We start from the raw sequence: 15,880 nt of genomic DNA, 5'->3' as shown, positions 1-15,880 counted from the left end.
TTGATGGACGCCGTGCACCCCATTGCCGAAGTCCTCAGCAAGGCCGCAGGCGGCGACTTCCCGACCGTCGACGGCGCGTGGCAGCGCGTCGAGCCGTGGCGGCCCGGCGTCGAGGGCGTCGTCGCCTTCACCGGGCACGCCTACCTCGCCGTCGACGACGACGTCTCGGACGGCACCCTGGACTCCTTGAGCCCGGACGGCTTCGGCGGCGCGAGCAACCCGCGCCTCGTCTCGCGCCTGGCCGGCACCGGCTGGATCGACGCCCTCGACCTCATCCTCGTGGCCCGCGGAGCCGGCGGCGAGCCCGCGCTCGTGCCGCGCAGCGACCTGCGCAACCACCCCCGCGCCCAGCACGCGACCTCCGTGCGCAGCGACGTCACGACCTTCGGGTATGCCGCCCCCGACGACCACACGCTCGTGACCCTCTCGACGGGGCTGGGCGGACTGCCCGAGGTGGGCCTCGAGACCGATCCGTCCAAGGACCACGTCGGGACCGACGTCGTCCGCGACGCCCTGACCCTCATCGACGAGGGCGACGTCGTCGTCGCGGCCTGCGCGCCCGGCAACGCCCGCGCCCTGCGCGCGTTCCTCGCGGCCGGCTTCGAGCCGGTGGCGTCCGTGCAGCTCTGGCGCCCCGAGCGCTGACCCCGACCGCTGACCTTTGTGGCGCTCGAGCACGCCGACGATTGGCGGATGTCGGTCAGTCATGATCGGATCTGCGCGTGGACACCGGCGTTGGCGTGGGCAGTGAGGCACACCGTCGGCCTGCGCGTGCCCACCTGTGGCCGGTCCTCCCTCTCGCGGCGGCGGCCTGGTGGGTCGGCGGCGCGCTGCCCTGGATCCTCGACGGGCTCGGCGCGCGCTCACCACGAAACTGGCCCTACGACGTCGCCACGGGGTCGGCGACCGACGGCTACATCAGCCTCCTGCCGTTCATCACGGCGCGCCTCGGGCTGCTCCTGACGATCACGCTCGTCGGCGGCGGCCTCGCGGCCCTCGCGACGCTCTGGGTGCGTCCCCGCGCCGGGCGACGGCTCCGGGTGGCCGTGCTCGCCACCCTGGGGGCCCTCACGTCCGGCGCCTACACGATCGCCCAGTCGGCGGGGGCCACCCGCCAGCTCGGCAGCGACTTCGACCGCGACGACCGCGTCATCGTCGGCGTCCTCGCCGTCGCGGTCCTCGGCACCGTCCTCGGTCTCGTGCTCGGGCTCCTCGTCGCCCTCGGCGGCCCGGTGCTGCGAGCCCTGGCCGCCGCCCCGCTCGCCGTGGCTCTCGGCAGCTGGGTCAGCGCCGTCGTCGTCGCCCTGCTCGGCCTCCAGCGGTCGCTGGGCCTGCTGCAGTGGAGCTCCGTCGTCGTGGGCGTGGCCGCGGGTCTCGCCCTGGCCGGCCTGGGTCTGCGCCCGGCCCGACGCCTCGTCGCGTGGCTCGCGGTGCTCGTCCTGCTCTCCGTCTGCGCCGCCGGCCAGACCGCCTTCTCCTACCTCGCGTCCTACCTGCGGCCGCGCTCGGGACTGCCCAACGGGCTGCGCGACCACGTCGAGGCGAGCCGCGACGTCTTCCTCGCCGCTCTGTCGCCCGCCAACCAGGCCTGGGGCGTTCACCTCGTCGCGCTCGTCGTCGGCCTGCTCGGGTCGCTCGTGCTGTGGCGCCGGCCGCGCACGCCGCCCCGCGGCGGCGCACGCCAGGCACCCGGCCAGGCCGCCCGGCACACGCCCGCTCCTGCAGACGATCGTCACGCCGGCGCCACGACCTCATGACACGGCGGCCGCGGCCCGGCACGTACCGTGGAGCCATGCTCAGGGGATCTCGTGCCAGGACTCTCGTCGCCGTGTCGCTCTCGGGGGTGCTCGTCGGCACGCTCGGCGCCGGCTGCTCCCTCTTCGACTCGCCGCCGAAGCCCGACGACACCGCTCGTGCCCTCGCCTCGGGGCTGGCGAGCGGTGACCTCGGCGCGGTCACCTTCAAGAACACGACGCCCGCTAAGGCGACCGCCTTCGTCAAGGCCGCCTACAAGGACCTAGGCACGCTGCGTCCGCAGGTGGCCCTCAGCGAGATGAGCCACACCGAGGGCTCCGACCACGCCACGGCCACGCTCTTCAGCCGCTGGGACGTCTCGACGTCCCCGACCGACTGGACCTACGAGACGCAGGTCGACCTGAGTCTCGTCGACGACCAGTGGCGGGTGTCCTGGACGCCCGGCGTCGTCGCGCCCCAGCTCACCTCCGACGAGACCCTCGACCTCGCCCGCAAGTGGCCTCGGCGGGCCGACATCGTCGACTCCTCGGGCGGCAAGATCATGACCGAGCGCGAGGTCGCCGCCGTCGGCATCGACAAGACGAAGGTGTCGGGCGCCGAGGCGACTGCCGCGGCGAAGAAGCTCGCCGCCCTCATCGAGATCGATCCCGCCCGCTTCGCGGCGAAGGTCGAGGCAGCCGGCTCCAAGGCCTTCGTCGAGGGCGTCACCCTGCGAGCCACCGACCCGATCATCGAGGAGCGGGGCACCGCGATCGAGAAGGTCACGGGTGCGCTCACCGTCCCGGCCCTGCAGGTGCTCGGCCCGAGCCGCACGTGGGCCGCCCCGATCCTCGGCACGGTCGGCGAGGCCACGGCCGAGCAGATCAAGGCCTCGAAGGACGCCCTCGAGGCCGGCGACACCGTCGGCAAGAACGGCCTCGAGTACCGCTACGACGCCCGGCTACGAGGCACGCCCGGCCTGGCGGTCCACGCCGTCAAGCGCGGCGCCGACGGCAGCGCCCTCGACAAGCGCGAGCTCTTCGCCGAGCAGTCGACCGAGGGCGAGCCGTTGACGATCACCCTCGACCCCAAGGCCCAGTCCGCGGCCGAGTCGGCGCTCGCCAAGCAGACGAAGCACCCGACCGCGCTCGTCGCCGTCCGCGTGTCGACCGGTGAGGTGCTCGCCGCGGCCGTCGGGCCTGCCGCTGCCGGCACGACCCTCGCCCTGGCCGGCAAGGAGGCGCCGGGCTCGACGTTCAAGATCGTCAGCTCGCTCGCCAACGTGCGCAAGGGCGCCACGGCCGACGCGTTGCTGCCGTGCACCGAGACGCTCACCGTCAACGGCCGCCGGTTCAGCAACTACACGACTTACCCCAAGGACAAGCTCGGCGACATCCCGATGCGGACCGCCCTCGCCTACTCGTGCAACACGGCCTTCATCAGCCAGCACGAGAAGGTGAGCCAGGACGACCTCGTGTCCGCCGCGCAGTCGCTCGGCATGGGCGAGAAGCTCGACCTGCCCTTCACCGGCTTCCTCGGCTCGGTGCCGACGACCGACGACGTCGTCGAGCACGCGGCGTCGTTCATCGGGCAGGGGCGCGTCGAGGCGTCACCGCTGACGATGGCGATCGTCGTCGCGTCGGTCATGAAGGGCCAGACGGTGCGCCCGCAGCTCGTGGCCGGCGCCCCCGCCCTGCCCAAGCCCGCGACGCCCCTCGACCCCACCGAGGCGGGTGTGCTGCGTCAGGAGATGCGTGACGTCGTCACCGAGGGGTCAGGCAAGGTCCTGGGTCCGCTCGGCGTCGAGTACGCCAAGACCGGCACCGCCGAGTTCGGCACGAAGAGCCCGCCCGACACCCACGTGTGGATGGTCGCCGGCCGCGGGGACATCGCGATCGCGGCCTACAACGAGGTCGGGGACAACGGCGTGACGGGCGCCGCGCCCTTCATCGTCAGCTTCCTCAAGGCGTACGACCTCCGCTGAGCCCCCGCCCCCTGACCGTCGAGAGGCCACTTCGTGCCGGTCACGGGCAGTCGAAAGGCCACTTCTCGTGACGAGAAGTGGCCTTTCGACGTCGATGAGGCGACAGATTCTGGCCCCTCGACGGTTGGGTGGTGCCGCTGGCTACTGGGCCGTGACGACGTCCACGTCGGCCGCGCGCACGTAGGCGAAGCGGTGGCCGAGGGAGATCTGGTAGTAGCGGTCCTGACCGACGACGTCGACGTGGTCGTTCGGGGTCCCCAGCGAGAACGTCGAGGCACGGTAGTAGTTCGTCGGCACCGTGAGGTCACCGACGGCATACCGCTGGCCCGCCGCGAAGGAGTACTGCAGCGGCGCGAGCGCCTGGACCGGGATCCCCGCCGGGTAGGCCGACGCCTCGGGGTAGGCCCGCCCGTAGACGGGGGCCTTGGCCAGACCGGCCTTGGGCACGACGTAGGAGCCCTTGACCGGGACGGCCGTCGGGTCGGACGCCGGGTTGAGGAACCAGCCCTTGACGCCGTTGAACCAGATGGCCGTCCAGTCACCGCTGCGCTCGGCCACGGCGAAGGTCAGACCGGTCTGGGCCCGGGCCCCGATGTCGGACACGTTCGTCGTCGACGCCGCGCCGTTGGACTTGCGGCCGATGTCGTTGACGAGCGGCGCCGTCTCGGACGGCTGGGTGTGCAGGTAGACGAAGTTGGTGCCCTGCGCGCGGCAGGCGACGCCCGCCGTCGTGCAGCCGGTCACCGGCTGGATGTTGTCCTCGAAGCCGGGGAGGATCCGCACGAGGTCCTGGGCCGCACCGGACTGGTGGGCCGAGAGCGGCGCCCCGAGGAGCTGGAAGTAGTGCTCCCAGTTCCAGTAGGGGCCCGGGTCCCAGTGCATGCCGGCGACGTTGCCCGGGGTCACACCCGGGATCTGGTCGTGGCCGAAGACGTGCTGCATGTCGAGCGGGATGTCGTACGTCGTGGCGAGGTAGCGCACGAGCCGCGCGGACGAGCGGTACATCGGCTCGCTGAACCACTCGGCGCCCTGGGGCGCGAAGCCCTCGTGCTCGAGGCCGATCGAGTGGCTGTTGACGTACCAGTTGCCCGCGTGCCAGCCGACGTCCTGCGGCGTGAGGTGCTGGGCGATGTGGCCGTCGGAGCTGCGCAGGCTGTACTGCCACGACACGTAGGTAGGGTCGCTCACCAGCTTGAGGGTCGTGTCGTAGGTCGCCTCGGTGTCGTGGATGACGATGTTGGTGATCTTCGGCGAGCGCGGACGCTGGGCGAGGTCGTGGTTGCCGTAGTCACCGGCGCCCGGGCCGTACTGCTCGTACGGTGCGGGGACCCACTCGCAGTCGAGCCCGGGCGGGCAGTCGACGGGGCCGCCGTTGGGCTTCTTGAGCAGCCCGAGGCGGTCGACCTGCGCCGTGTCCGCCCTGACGGCCGACGGCAGCAGCGAGACCTCCTTGCCGTCGACGGTGCGGCGCGAGGCGCCGGACGCGATGACGGAGTAGGTGTCGTCGGCGAAGGCCGCCGCGACGTCCTCCTGGGCCGAGCCCGAGGCGTCGGCGACGGCGGCGTACCACTGGCCCGCGTCGGTGGACTGTCCCATGGGCAGCCCGAGGCGCTTCTGCGTGGCGGCGAGCAGGGCCGCACCGCCGCGGATGTTGGCGACCTCGTCGGTGCGCAGTGCGTCCTCGGCGAGGCCGGTCAGCTCCGCGGCGCGGCCGAGCGTGTCGGCCACGGGTGCGGCCTCCGGAGCGGACGGCTCCCCGAGGCCCTTCGCGTCGGCGCGGGTGCCGAGGTCGGCGTCGACGAGGTGCATCGGGCCGTAGCCGCCGGACGTGCTGTGCCCGGGGTTGAAGTCCCAGCGGGTCTGGGCGTACGACACCGCCTCGAGGACCGTGCGCGGCACGCCGTACTCCGCCGAGGCCGCGGCGAAGGCCCGCTCCCGGCTGGCGGGGTCGCTGCCCGAGGCCGAGGCCGACGGGTCCGCAGCCTGCGCGGCCGGGCTCGTCAGAGCCAGGCCGGCGGCGACGGCCGCGACGGCGCCGAGCGCTGCGACCGACCGCCGCGTCCTGCGGCTTCCCGGAGTTCGGTGTGGTGTGGAGATGGGTATCACTCGATGTCCCTTTCATGTCCCTGGTGACCGCAGGACGCCGACCGCCGACGTGGGTCCGTCGGTGCCCGCCTCCGTGCGAATGGGTGCGTCCGGCCCCGAGCCCGACACACACCTCTGACACCGAGCATTCCCGCGCACCCCGAGGCCCGCCACTTGAAACCGTCACCCAAGCGTTGTCCCGATTCCACCGCGTCGGGCGTGCATCGTCCGCCGCGAGGGGCCACCATGGACGTCATGGGGCGCGCAGGCCTGTGCGTGGGGATGGCCGTCGCAGCACTCTTCGTCGGGGGCTGCGGGTCAGCCACGCCTGAGGACGGGTCGACGGGTGAGGTGACCTCGTCGGCCTCGGCGCCCACGTCGTCGACGACCTCGGCGCTGCGCTTCGGCGCCGCCGGTGAGGACGCGCTCGGGTCGTCGTACGGCCCCACGTTCCCGCTGACGTTGCGGCGCACCGGTGGCATCGCCGGCTTCGACGACCAGATCGTGCTCGAGGCCAACGGTCGGGTCCGCGTCGAGACCCGCTCGGTCCACGGTCGCGTGTGCACGCTCAGCGCCCCGCAGCAGCGCCAGCTCGTCACCCTCCTCGCGACGCTCCGCCTCGGCCCCTCGACGGCCCCGCCGCCGACCGACGGGTCCACCGTGCTCGACCCCGACGCCGTCCCCGAGAGCGACCCGATCACGATCTCGGTCACCGACCACCAGGCCCGCGCCGTCGACCTCAGCGACCCGTCGCTCGGTGAGATCTCCGGCCTCGTCGGCATCCTCGTCAGCGACGTCACCCTCTCGGCGCCCTCGACGACCCGCTGCACGACGCCGACCACCGCTGCGCCGGGGACGCCGACCACCGCGCCCGCCTCCTGAGCGTCCGCGCGGGCAGGAGCCCCCGCCGCACGCAGGAGGTCGGTATGCCGCGGGGCTGACCCGGCGGCATACCGACCTCTGTGGTGCGTGTCCATCTGGGCAGCTCACGCGGCCCGGAGTGCTCGGTCCGTCAGAAGTTCGTCGCGACGTCGTCGACGACGAAGCTCGTCTGGAGCGAGGAGTCCTCGGTGTCAGCGAACTTCAGCGTGACGTTCGTGCCCTTGTAGGCCGTGAGGTCGATCGTCTTCTGGACGTAGGACGCCTTCGGCGTGGACAGGTTGGAGTAGCTCTGCTTCGTCACGCCGTTGATCTGGACGGTGGCCGTGTCGTAGGCGCTCGTCGTCGTGGTCTCGGCCGTGTCGATGCGGATCCAGTAGGTCAGCGCCGGAGCGGTGGCCGTGGCCGGGACGGCGAAGGTCTGCGACTCGTTCTCCGAGCCGGCCGTGCCGTTGCCGCCGAGCCACAGCTTGTACGAGCCACCGTGGGCCGGACGGCCCGTGTTGTTCGTGATCGGGCCCGTCGTGCCGGTCCATCCGGTCTGGCCGGACTCGAAGCCGCCGTTCGTCAGGGCAGCGCCGCCGCCACCGCCACCACCGGTGCCGCAGGTCTCGGTGCTGGCCGGAGCCGAGATGGCGCCCATGGCCTTGTCGACCGCGGTGCACTCGGCCGAGCCGACGCCGTAGAGGTCCTTGGCCGCCTTGATGACGCCGGTGCGGGCCGCCGCGTAGTTGCTGCTCGAGGTGAGGTACGTCGACAGCGTGCGGTACCAGATCTTCTCGACCTTGAGGTGGCCGATGCCGGTCACCGTCGAGGCGTTGCAGGTGGTGCTGTTGTAGCTCACACCGTTGATCGTCTTGGCACCCGAACCCTCGGAGGCCAGGTAGTACCAGTGGTTCAGCGGGCCGGACGAGTAGTGCGGGTCGAGGCCGCCGAGGGAGCTGCTCCAGCAGTCCTTCGAGCCGCCGTCCTTGCTCGGCTTGTCCATGTAGCGCAGCGGCGTGCCGTTGCCGTTGATGTTGATCTCTTCGCCGATGAGGTAGTCGGGGGTGTCGCTCGGGTTGTTGGTGTACCACTCGACACCCGTGCCGAAGATGTCCGACGTCGCCTCGTTGAGGCCGCCCGCGTCGCCGGTGTAGGCGAGGCCCGCGGTGTTCTCGGTGACGCCGTGGCTCATCTCGTGGCCGGCGACGTCGAGCTCGACGAGCGGGGCCGCGTTGCCCGCGCCGTCGCCGTAGGTCATCTGCGTGCCGTCCCAGAAGGCGTTGACGTAGTTCTGGCCGTAGTGGACGCGGCTGCGGGCGCCCGTGCCGTTGTTCCAGATGCCGGCGCGGCCGAGCTGGGTGTTGTAGTAGTCGTACGTCTTGCCGGCGCCGTAGTGCGCGTCGACGGCCGCCGACTGGCGGTTGCTCTGGGCGCCGTTGCCCCAGACGTCGTCGGCGTCGGTGAACGTCGTGCCGTTGCCGCTCGTGGCCTGGTTGAGGTCGGTCGTGTAGTTCCCGTGCGTGTCCTTCATCGTGTACGTCGTGCCGGCGGTCGTGGCCAGCGTGACGGAGCCGACGAAGATGCCGTTGCCGGTGCCCTGCTTGACGTCGTCCCAGCTCGTCAGGGTCTTGCCCGTCGTGGCGTCGACGATCGTGTGCAGTCGGGTCGGGGTCTGGTCGGCCTTGATGCCCTCGGTGATGACCTCGTAGGCGAGCTTGGGGCCGGTGGCCGACTGGAAGACGACGAGCTCACCGGGGGTGGCGGTCTCCTTGTTGGCCTTCGACGCGGCGAGACCAGCCTGGTGCGCCTCGCTCTTGGAGACGCTCGGGGTCATCGTCGCGGGGGTGACGTTCTTGCGGTAGTTCCACGTGACGCTCTTGACGGCACCCGAGGAGTCCTTGTGGCTGACGAAGTCGCCGCCGATGACGCGGAGGCCGTCGAGGGTCCGCTCGTAGCGGACGTGCGTCGCGCCGTTGGCGTCCTGGATGACGGACTTGACGGTGAGCTTCTCGCCCGAGGCGAGGCCGAGGGCGCTCGCGGACGATGCTGCTCGGGACTGCTCGGTCGCCTTGAGGCTCTGCGACTCGGGGGCGGGCGCCTTGTCGCGTCCTGCACCGGCCGCTGCGCCCGCCGGGATCGCCGGCGAGATGGCGAGGGCGAGGGCGAGCAGCCCTCCGGTCGCCAGCCCAGACTTCAGTCGATTCACTGGTTGCTCCTTGTCGAGATGCGGCTCGAGGGCCGCCTGGAGGGAGTTCCGCTCATCTCACGACATGAGATCGGGCCGGAACGAGCGTGACGTTGGCAGCCGCCCGGAACACGGGTCAACGGGGCTTACCAAGTCTTTGCCAAATGCCTCCGAAGTCCGGAGTAGCACTTGGCCGCAGGGGGATTCGCCGCAGGGTCCGACTTGGGCGATCTCCCAGAGTCGCCCGTCGAGGGCCTCAGCCGGCCTTCAGTCGACGCTCGGACGGTGCTCCGCGCGGCCGCGCGCGCGGCCGCGCGCACGGTCGCGCGCACGCGTCAGGTCGGCCGGTGTGTCGACGTCCAGCGCGACCCCGGAGGGGTCGTCCACCGACTGCGTGCGTATGCCGTCGGCGAGGTCGCGCATGCTCCTGCCGTAGGGGTCCCCGAGCTCGTCGAGACGCCCGTGCAGGGCGGCGACGCGCCAGGCCGAGCAGAGCCAGTTGGTGCGTCCGTCACGGTCGACCGTCACGGCGAGGTCGGCCGACCCGAGCGCCTCGAGGAGCCGGTCGACGTGGGCGGAGGTGACGAAGGGCAGGTCCGCGGCCAGCAGCACGACGGCATACGGCAGCGGGGTGGCACTCGTGGCGGCATCGGCGGCGAGGGCCTCGACGGCGGTGGACACGCCGGACACGGGACCGCCGCCGGGAACGCGCTCCCACACGACGCGTACGCCGTCGGGGACGCCCTGGCCCGGGCCGACGACGAGCGCCGGGCGGTCGCCGGCCGCGTCGAGCACGCGCGCGACGAGGGGGCGGCCGCCGACGTCGAGGACGGGTTTGTGCGAGCCCATCCGCCGGGAGGCCCCGCCCGTCAGGACGACGACGACCGGGGGCGCTTCAGGTGGGCGGGGCGGCACCCATCGGAGTCTGGCACGGAGTCTGGCAGGCTGAGGTCATGGGACGGGTCACGGTACGGCGCAAGGTCACGACGATCGACCTCGCGACCCCATCGTCGACGACGCGCCCCGACACCCTCACGGTCGAGGAGCCGCTCGAGCTGCGGGTCAACGGCTCGCCGCTCACGGTGACGATGCGCACGCCGGGGCACGACATCGAGCTCATCCACGGCTTCCTCATGTCGGAGGGGCTGATCAGGTCCGCCGACGACATCGCCCTGGCGCGCTACTGCGAGGGCGCGGTCGTCTCGGGTGAGAGCGGCTTCGACGAGAACACGTACAACGTCATCGACGTGACGCTGGCGCCGGGCGTGGCAGCGCCGGCCGCCTCGGCCACGCGCGCCTTCTTCACGAACTCGTCGTGCGGCGTCTGCGGCAAGGCCAGCATCGAGCAGCTGCGGGCGCAGTCGGCCTTCGACGTGCGCGCCGACACGACGGAGTTCGCGGCCAAGATCATCGCCGAGCTGCCCGACGCCCTGCGCGTCGAGCAGCGGTCGTTCGACAAGACGGGCGGGCTGCACGCCGCCGGCCTCTTCACCGCCGACGGCGAGCTGCTCGTCGTGCGCGAGGACGTGGGCCGGCACAACGCCGTCGACAAGGTCGTCGGATGGGCCCTGCAGAGCGGACGCGTGCCCGGCGTCGGGTGCGTGCTCGTCGTGTCGGGGCGCGCGTCGTTCGAGCTGACCCAGAAGGCGATCATGGCCGGGATCCCTTGCCTCGCAGCGGTCTCGGCGCCGTCGTCACTGGCGGTGGAGTGCGCCGAGGACGCCGGGATGAGCCTGCTCGGCTTCGTGCGCGGCACCCGCCTCAACGTGTATGCGGGCGCGCACCGGATCACGACCACCTGACCACCCTGACCACCCGAGCGACTGGAGGCCCACCCGTGGCGATCTTCGCGATCCACTACACCTACCCCGACGACGCGACCGAGATGCTGACGATCCGCCCCGAGCACCGCGAGTGGCTGAGCGGGCTCTCTGGGCTGCTCGTCGCCGGGATGTACCAGGACGGCATCGACGAGGTGAGCGAGGGCGAGCCGACCGATCAGGAGGCCGTCAACGCGGCGCTGATCGTGTGCTCGGGCGAGTCGCTCGAGGCGGTCACCGAGGCGTTCGACCAGGACCCCTACTGGCTCGGCGGCCACATTCTGCGCCGCGTCGTGCGCCGGTGGGACCCGCCGCTCGGCCCGTGGGTCGCCGACCCGACCAACTCACCCGGCTGACACCCCGCACCACTCCCCCGGGCAACACACCGTGCAGGTCGCGACACACCGGGATCGGACCCGGGTGTGTTGTGACCTGCTCGGTGTGTTGCGGGGGTGGGGGAGGGGGTCAGAGCTGTTGGGCCAGGCCGACGACGTGACCCTGCGGGTCGGCGATGAGGGCGAACGCGACGCCCGGGACCGTGACCGGATCCTGCACGACCCGGCCGCCGAGGCGGGTCGCGTCGGCGATGGAGGCGGTCATGTCGTCGACGCCGACGAAGAACGTGACGAGGTCGGCATCGCCCTGCAGCGGGCTGATCGCCGTGTAGAGCGCGCCCGGGACGCCCGTCTCGACGAAGGTGTAGCCGGGGAAGGCGCCCTCGGTGGGATAGGTCCAGCCGAACAGGTCGCCGAAGAAGGCGCGGGTGGCGTCGGGGTCGCTCGAGCGGATCTCGGCGTGGACGATGGGGTGACTCATGATGACCTCCGTGGGCTCACGATCACCGGCCGGTGACCGCTCACCTCGATGACGAACGAGCGCCCCGGAAATCGACACGCGCCCCGCTCGACCGGCCGGTCAGGTCGCCGTGACCTTGCCGGCCTCGACGTGCCAGCGCTCGTCGAGACGGACGTTCTCGAGCAGCCGGCGGTCGTGCGACACCAGCAGCAGGGCCCCGTCGTAGGAGTCGAGCGCCTCCTCGAGCTGCTCGATGGCGGGCAGGTCGAGGTGGTTCGTCGGCTCGTCGAGGACGAGAAGGTTGACGCCCCGCGCCTGGAGGAGCGCCATCGCGGCCCGGGTGCGCTCGCCGGGTGAGAGCCGACCGACGGCGCTGCCGACCTGGTCGGCCTTGAGCCCGAACTTCGCGAGCAGGGTGCGGCGGTCGGCCGGGTTGAGGTCGGGCACGGCCTCGCCGAACGCGTCCCCGAGCGGGAGGTCGTCGCGCAGACCCGTGCGCGACTGGTCGATCTCGCCGACGGCGACGCTGGCCCCGAGCGAGGCGCTCCCCTCGTCGGGGTCGACCCGCCCGAGCAGGAGCGACAGCAGGGTCGTCTTGCCGGCGCCGTTGGGCCCGGTGATGCCGATGCGCCGTCGCGCCTCGACCTGCAGCGACACCGGTCCGATGGTCCAGTCACCCCGGCGCACGACGGCCTCGTTGAGCGTCGCGACCACGGAGCTCGACCGGGGCGCCGCGGCGATGCTGAACTGGAGCACCCACTCCTTGCGCGGCTCGGCGACCTCGTCGAGCCGGGCGATCCGCGACTCCATCTGGCGCACCTTGCGGGCCTGCTTCTCGGCCGAGTCGTGCTGCGCCGAGCGCCGGATCTTGTCGTTGTCGGGGCTCTTCTTCATCGCGTTGCGCACGCCCTTGGACGACCACTCGCGCTGCGTGCGGGCCCGCGCCTCGAGGTCGGACTTCGTGCCGGCATACGCCTCGTACGCCTCGCGCGCGTGCCGACGGGCGACCTCGCGCTCCTCGAGGTAGGACTCGTAGCCGCCGTCGTGGACGGCGACGGAGTTCTGCGCGAGGTCGAGCTCGACGATGCGGGTGACGCAGCGGGCGAGGAACTCGCGGTCGTGCGAGACGAGCACGACTCCCCCGCGCTGGCCGTCGACGAAGGCCTCGAGCCGGTCGAGCCCGGCGAGGTCGAGGTCGTTGGTCGGTTCGTCGAGGAGCACGAGGTCGAAGCGGCTCAGCAGCAGCGCGGCGAGCGCCGCCCGGGCCGCCTGGCCTCCGGAGAGGGACGTCATGAGCGCGTCAGGTCCGACGTCGAGGCCCAGCTCGGCGAGCATCGGCGGGATCCGGTCGTCGAGGTCCGGCGCACCGCTGACGAGCCAGTGGTCGAGCGCGACGGCATACCTCTCGTCGGCGGTGGGGTCGTCACCGCCGAGGGTGGCAGCCGCCTCCTCCATGGCGAGGGTCGCGGCGGTGGCGCCCGTGCGGCGACCGATGTGGTCGGCGACGGTCTCGCCGGGCACGCGCTCGTGCTCCTGCGGCAACCACCCGACGAACGCGTCGGAGGGCGCGGTCGTCACGGTGCCGCCGAGCGGCTCGTCCTCGCCGGCGAGCAGGCGCAGCAGGGTCGACTTGCCGGCCCCGTTGGCGCCGACGACCCCGACGACGTCGCCGGGCGCGACCGTGAGGTCGAGGTGCTCGAAGAGGGTCCGGTGGGCGTGGCCCCCGGCGAGGTCCTTGGCCACGAGGGTCGCGCTCACGCCCACCAGCCTAGGGGCGCTCGGCCGGTGCCCCGTTCACACCGGGTGGACGGCGACGAGGTCGCCCTCGATGAGCTGGTCGACACCTTCGGGCACCTCGATGAGGCAGGTGGCCGCGGCGAGCGCCGTGAGGTGCCGGGCGTCGGGCGCGCTGACGGTGCCGTCGTCGTGGAGCACGCTCGTGACGAACTGGACGCGCCCCGTGCGGGTGCGTCGGGTCCTGCCGACGTATGCCGCCCGGCCGGGTCGCGTGGGCGGCACCCCGTGGCGTCGGTCGAGCGCCGGACGGACGAGCACGTGGAAGGCCACGAACGCGCCGATCGGCGTCCCCGGCAGGCAGACGACCGGCGTGGACCCGTAGCGGCCGAGCCCCTGCGGGCCGCCGGGCTGCATCGCGAGGTGGACGAAGTCGAACGTCGGGAGCGGCTCGCAGACCTGTCGCACGACCTCGTAGGCGCCGGCGCTGACGCCCCCGGTCGTGACGACGAGATCGACGTCGGGGTCGGCGTCGAGCGCGTCGAGCCTGGCCCGCAGGTCGTCGGGCTCGTCGGAGCACACCTCGACACGGCGCACGTCGCAGCCCGCGGCCTCGGCGAGCGCGGCGACCATGTCGGAGTTCGACTCGTGGATGCCGCCGGCGCCGGGGTCGGCCTCGGGCGGCGCGAGCTCGGCGCCGGTCGCGATGACCGCCACCCTCGTCGGCACGTGGACCTCGACCTTCGTGCACCCGGCCGAACGACCCAGCGCGATGAGCGCCGCCGTCACGGCCGTGCCGGCGGTCGCGATGACCGACCCAGCCGCCACGTCCTCGCCGCGGGGACGGATGTGCCGGCCCGGTGCGGGATCGAGGTCGACGGTGACGTGCTCGGGCGCGGGGCCGGTGGGGCTAGCGTCGGTGCGCTCGACGGGGACGACGGCGACCGTGCCCTGCGGCACCCGCGCGCCCGTCATGACCCGGGCCGCCTCACCGGGGGCCAGCACGAAGTCGGGTGCCGACCCGGCGGGCACGTCCCCGACGACGGGATAGGCGCGCTGGTCCGGCGAACCCGGGCACACGGCATACCCGTCCATGGCCGAGGCGTCGAAGCGCGGCAGGTCGTCGGCCGCGACGAGGTCGGCGGCGAGGCGGCGTCCGGCGGCGTGGCGGTCGAGCGTCACCTGCTCGAGGGACCCGTCGCCGAGCAGCCGCTCGACGGCGGACCGGTGATCTGCGACGGAGACGTGACCCACGCGCGCCAGTCTGACGCATCGGGCGCCGGTACGTTGAGCCGCATGGCGACCGCTGACGGCTTCAGGCTCGACGGGCTGCTGCTCGGCGTCGCGACCGCGGCCACGCAGATCGAGGGCGGGGACGTCGAGAGCAGCTGGACCGACTGGGCCGACCGCCCGGGCACCATCGCCGACGGCTCGACGCCACGGCGCGCCACCGACCACTGGCGGCGCTGGCGCGAGGACACCGGGCTGATGGCCTCGCTCGGGGTGCAGGTCTACCGAATGAGCGTCGAGTGGGCGCGCCTCGAGCCGCTCCCGGGCGTGTGGGACGACGCGGCGTTCGCCCGCTACCGAGAGGAGCTGGAGCTTTTGCGCGACAAGGGGATCCGCCCCCTCGTGACGCTGCACCACTTCAGCCACCCGCTGTGGTTCGAGCGCGACGGCGGATGGCTCGCGCCCGGCGCCCTGTGGGTGTGGGAGCGCTTCGTCGCCGAGGTCGTGACGCGGCTGGGCGACCTCGTCGCGGAGTGGGTGACGATCAACGAGCCGAACGTCTACGTCAGCGGCGCGCACGTCTTCGGCGACTTCCCGCCGGGCCACCGGAGCCTGCGCGAGGGGATGCGGGTCTACGGCGTGCTCGCGGCCGCGCACATCCGGGCGTACGCCCTCATCCACGCGCTGCGGCCCGGCTCCGACACGATGGTCGGGGTCGCCCACCACCTGCGGCCCTTCCGGCCGGGCAACCCCCGCAACCCCTGGCACCGCGCGCTGACACCCGTCATGCGCCACCTCTTCCAGGACGCGATCGTGCGGGCGATGACGACCGGGGAGTTCGCGCCGCCGCTGCGCCGACCGGACGGGATCACGCCCGGGCGCTACGCCGACTTCTTCGGGCTCAACTACTACTCCCGGACCACGGTGACGCGCTTCGACGACGGCACGCCGCCGGGCGTCCCGGTCAACGACCTCGGCTGGGAGGTGCATGCCGCCGGGCTCGGCGAGACGGCCCGGTGGGCGTGGGAGACCTACCGCCTTCCCGTCTGGGTCACCGAGAACGGCACGTGTGACGCCGCCGACGCCTTCCGGTCGCGCTACCTCTGGGAGCACCTGTCGGTCCTGAGCGACGTTCGGGCCCAAGGGGTTCCGGTCGACCGCTACTACCACTGGTGCTTCGTCGACAACTGGGAGTGGAACGAGGGCGAGGGCCCGCGGTTCGGCCTCGTGGCCCTCGACTACGACACGCAGGAGCGCACGGTGCGCGACTCGGGGCGACTCTTCGCCGAGGTCGCCCGTGAGGGCGGAGCGACGGCCGACATGCACGCGAGATACGTTGCGGGACAGACTTATCCGGTCAGCAGCGCCGGGGCCCATCACCGTTGAGGTGATCTCGCACAGACGGCGGCGCGGGCGCGACGACGAGAGTACCGTCGAAGGGGTCGGACC

13 protein-coding genes are annotated in these 15,880 nt (G+C 72.5%); 7 read left to right on the top strand and 6 right to left on the bottom strand.

From position 1 onward, the window contains the following. The first annotated feature begins 12 nt into the window (after positions 1 to 12). The 3 genes from ASE25_RS12425 to ASE25_RS12415 all read left to right on the top strand — a co-directional run bounded on the left by ASE25_RS12425 (position 13) and on the right by ASE25_RS12415 (position 3,718). Positions 13 to 645 carry an N-acetyltransferase gene (locus tag ASE25_RS12425; RefSeq protein ID WP_156415522.1) on the top strand — a complete coding sequence of 211 codons (633 nt, stop codon included), beginning with the start codon at positions 13 to 15 and terminating at the stop codon, positions 643 to 645. A gap of 77 nt (positions 646 to 722) precedes the next feature. After that, a complete protein-coding gene (locus ASE25_RS12420; RefSeq protein WP_157623419.1) occupies positions 723 to 1,757 on the top strand; it encodes a hypothetical protein in 1,035 nt (344 codons plus the stop codon). 35 nt (positions 1,758 to 1,792) lie between these two features. Beyond that, on the top strand, positions 1,793 to 3,718 hold the full coding sequence (locus tag ASE25_RS12415) for a penicillin-binding transpeptidase domain-containing protein (protein WP_056825830.1): 1,926 nt from the start codon (positions 1,793 to 1,795) through the stop codon (positions 3,716 to 3,718). 141 nt (positions 3,719 to 3,859) lie between these two features. On the opposite strand, the gene ASE25_RS12410 is transcribed toward ASE25_RS12415, so the two are convergent. Further along, the gene (locus tag ASE25_RS12410) at positions 3,860 to 5,824 is read right to left on the bottom strand and encodes an N-acetylmuramoyl-L-alanine amidase (RefSeq protein ID WP_082622853.1); all 1,965 of its coding nucleotides are present in this window, start codon (positions 5,822 to 5,824) and stop codon (positions 3,860 to 3,862) included. A gap of 234 nt (positions 5,825 to 6,058) precedes the next feature. Between ASE25_RS12410 and ASE25_RS12405 the strand changes: the two genes are divergently transcribed. After that, positions 6,059 to 6,685 carry a hypothetical protein gene (locus tag ASE25_RS12405; RefSeq protein WP_157623418.1) on the top strand — a complete coding sequence of 209 codons (627 nt, stop codon included), beginning with the start codon at positions 6,059 to 6,061 and terminating at the stop codon, positions 6,683 to 6,685. Between the two features lie 130 nt (positions 6,686 to 6,815). On the opposite strand, the gene ASE25_RS12400 is transcribed toward ASE25_RS12405, so the two are convergent. Together ASE25_RS12400 and ASE25_RS12395 are read right to left on the bottom strand one after the other, a co-directional pair. Next, on the bottom strand, positions 6,816 to 8,873 hold the full coding sequence (locus tag ASE25_RS12400) for a M4 family metallopeptidase (protein ID WP_056825827.1): 2,058 nt from the start codon (positions 8,871 to 8,873) through the stop codon (positions 6,816 to 6,818). A 246-nt stretch (positions 8,874 to 9,119) separates the two neighbouring features. Further along, the gene (locus ASE25_RS12395; RefSeq protein WP_157623417.1) at positions 9,120 to 9,767 is read right to left on the bottom strand and encodes a molybdenum cofactor guanylyltransferase; all 648 of its coding nucleotides are present in this window, start codon (positions 9,765 to 9,767) and stop codon (positions 9,120 to 9,122) included. A 38-nt stretch (positions 9,768 to 9,805) separates the two neighbouring features. Between ASE25_RS12395 and fdhD the strand changes: the two genes are divergently transcribed. Both fdhD and ASE25_RS12385 read left to right on the top strand, forming a co-directional pair. Further along, positions 9,806 to 10,654, top strand: a complete 849-nt coding sequence (gene fdhD, locus ASE25_RS12390; RefSeq protein WP_056775390.1) for a formate dehydrogenase accessory sulfurtransferase FdhD — start codon at positions 9,806 to 9,808, stop codon at positions 10,652 to 10,654. 35 nt (positions 10,655 to 10,689) lie between these two features. After that, positions 10,690 to 11,028 carry a YciI family protein gene (locus ASE25_RS12385; protein ID WP_056775067.1) on the top strand — a complete coding sequence of 113 codons (339 nt, stop codon included), beginning with the start codon at positions 10,690 to 10,692 and terminating at the stop codon, positions 11,026 to 11,028. A gap of 109 nt (positions 11,029 to 11,137) precedes the next feature. Here the strand turns inward: ASE25_RS12385 and ASE25_RS12380 are convergent, their stop codons facing one another. The 3 genes from ASE25_RS12380 to glp all read right to left on the bottom strand — a co-directional run bounded on the left by ASE25_RS12380 (position 11,138) and on the right by glp (position 14,455). Beyond that, entirely contained in the window at positions 11,138 to 11,488 is a 351-nt protein-coding gene (locus tag ASE25_RS12380) for a VOC family protein (protein WP_056775070.1), read from the bottom strand. A 99-nt stretch (positions 11,489 to 11,587) separates the two neighbouring features. Beyond that, a complete protein-coding gene (locus tag ASE25_RS12375; protein ID WP_056826227.1) occupies positions 11,588 to 13,225 on the bottom strand; it encodes an ABC-F family ATP-binding cassette domain-containing protein in 1,638 nt (545 codons plus the stop codon). Positions 13,226 to 13,261: 36 nt separating this feature from the next. Further along, a complete protein-coding gene (gene glp, locus ASE25_RS12370) occupies positions 13,262 to 14,455 on the bottom strand; it encodes a gephyrin-like molybdotransferase Glp (RefSeq protein WP_056825823.1) in 1,194 nt (397 codons plus the stop codon). A 42-nt stretch (positions 14,456 to 14,497) separates the two neighbouring features. On the opposite strand from glp, the gene ASE25_RS12365 reads away from it, so the two are divergent. Next, positions 14,498 to 15,817, top strand: a complete 1,320-nt coding sequence (locus ASE25_RS12365) for a glycoside hydrolase family 1 protein (RefSeq protein WP_056825821.1) — start codon at positions 14,498 to 14,500, stop codon at positions 15,815 to 15,817. Positions 15,818 to 15,880 lie beyond the last annotated feature (63 nt).

Origin of the sequence: Terrabacter sp. Root85, from assembly GCF_001429185.1 — a bacterium.
Taxonomy (GTDB): Bacteria; Actinomycetota; Actinomycetes; order Actinomycetales; family Dermatophilaceae; genus Terrabacter.
This window is presented reverse-complemented; position numbering and strand designations above follow the sequence as displayed.

Excerpts from the sequence above, each read along its gene's own strand:
- fdhD (WP_056775390.1), top strand. The coding sequence starts at position 9,806 with ATGGGACGGGTCACGGTACGGCGCAAGGTCACGACGATCGACCTCGCG.
- ASE25_RS12415 (WP_056825830.1), top strand. The coding sequence starts at position 1,793 with ATGCTCAGGGGATCTCGTGCCAGGACTCTCGTCGCCGTGTCGCTCTCG.
- ASE25_RS12380 (WP_056775070.1), bottom strand. The coding sequence starts at position 11,488 with ATGAGTCACCCCATCGTCCACGCCGAGATCCGCTCGAGCGACCCCGAC.
- ASE25_RS12405 (WP_157623418.1), top strand. The coding sequence starts at position 6,059 with ATGGGGCGCGCAGGCCTGTGCGTGGGGATGGCCGTCGCAGCACTCTTC.
- ASE25_RS12365 (WP_056825821.1), top strand. The coding sequence starts at position 14,498 with ATGGCGACCGCTGACGGCTTCAGGCTCGACGGGCTGCTGCTCGGCGTC.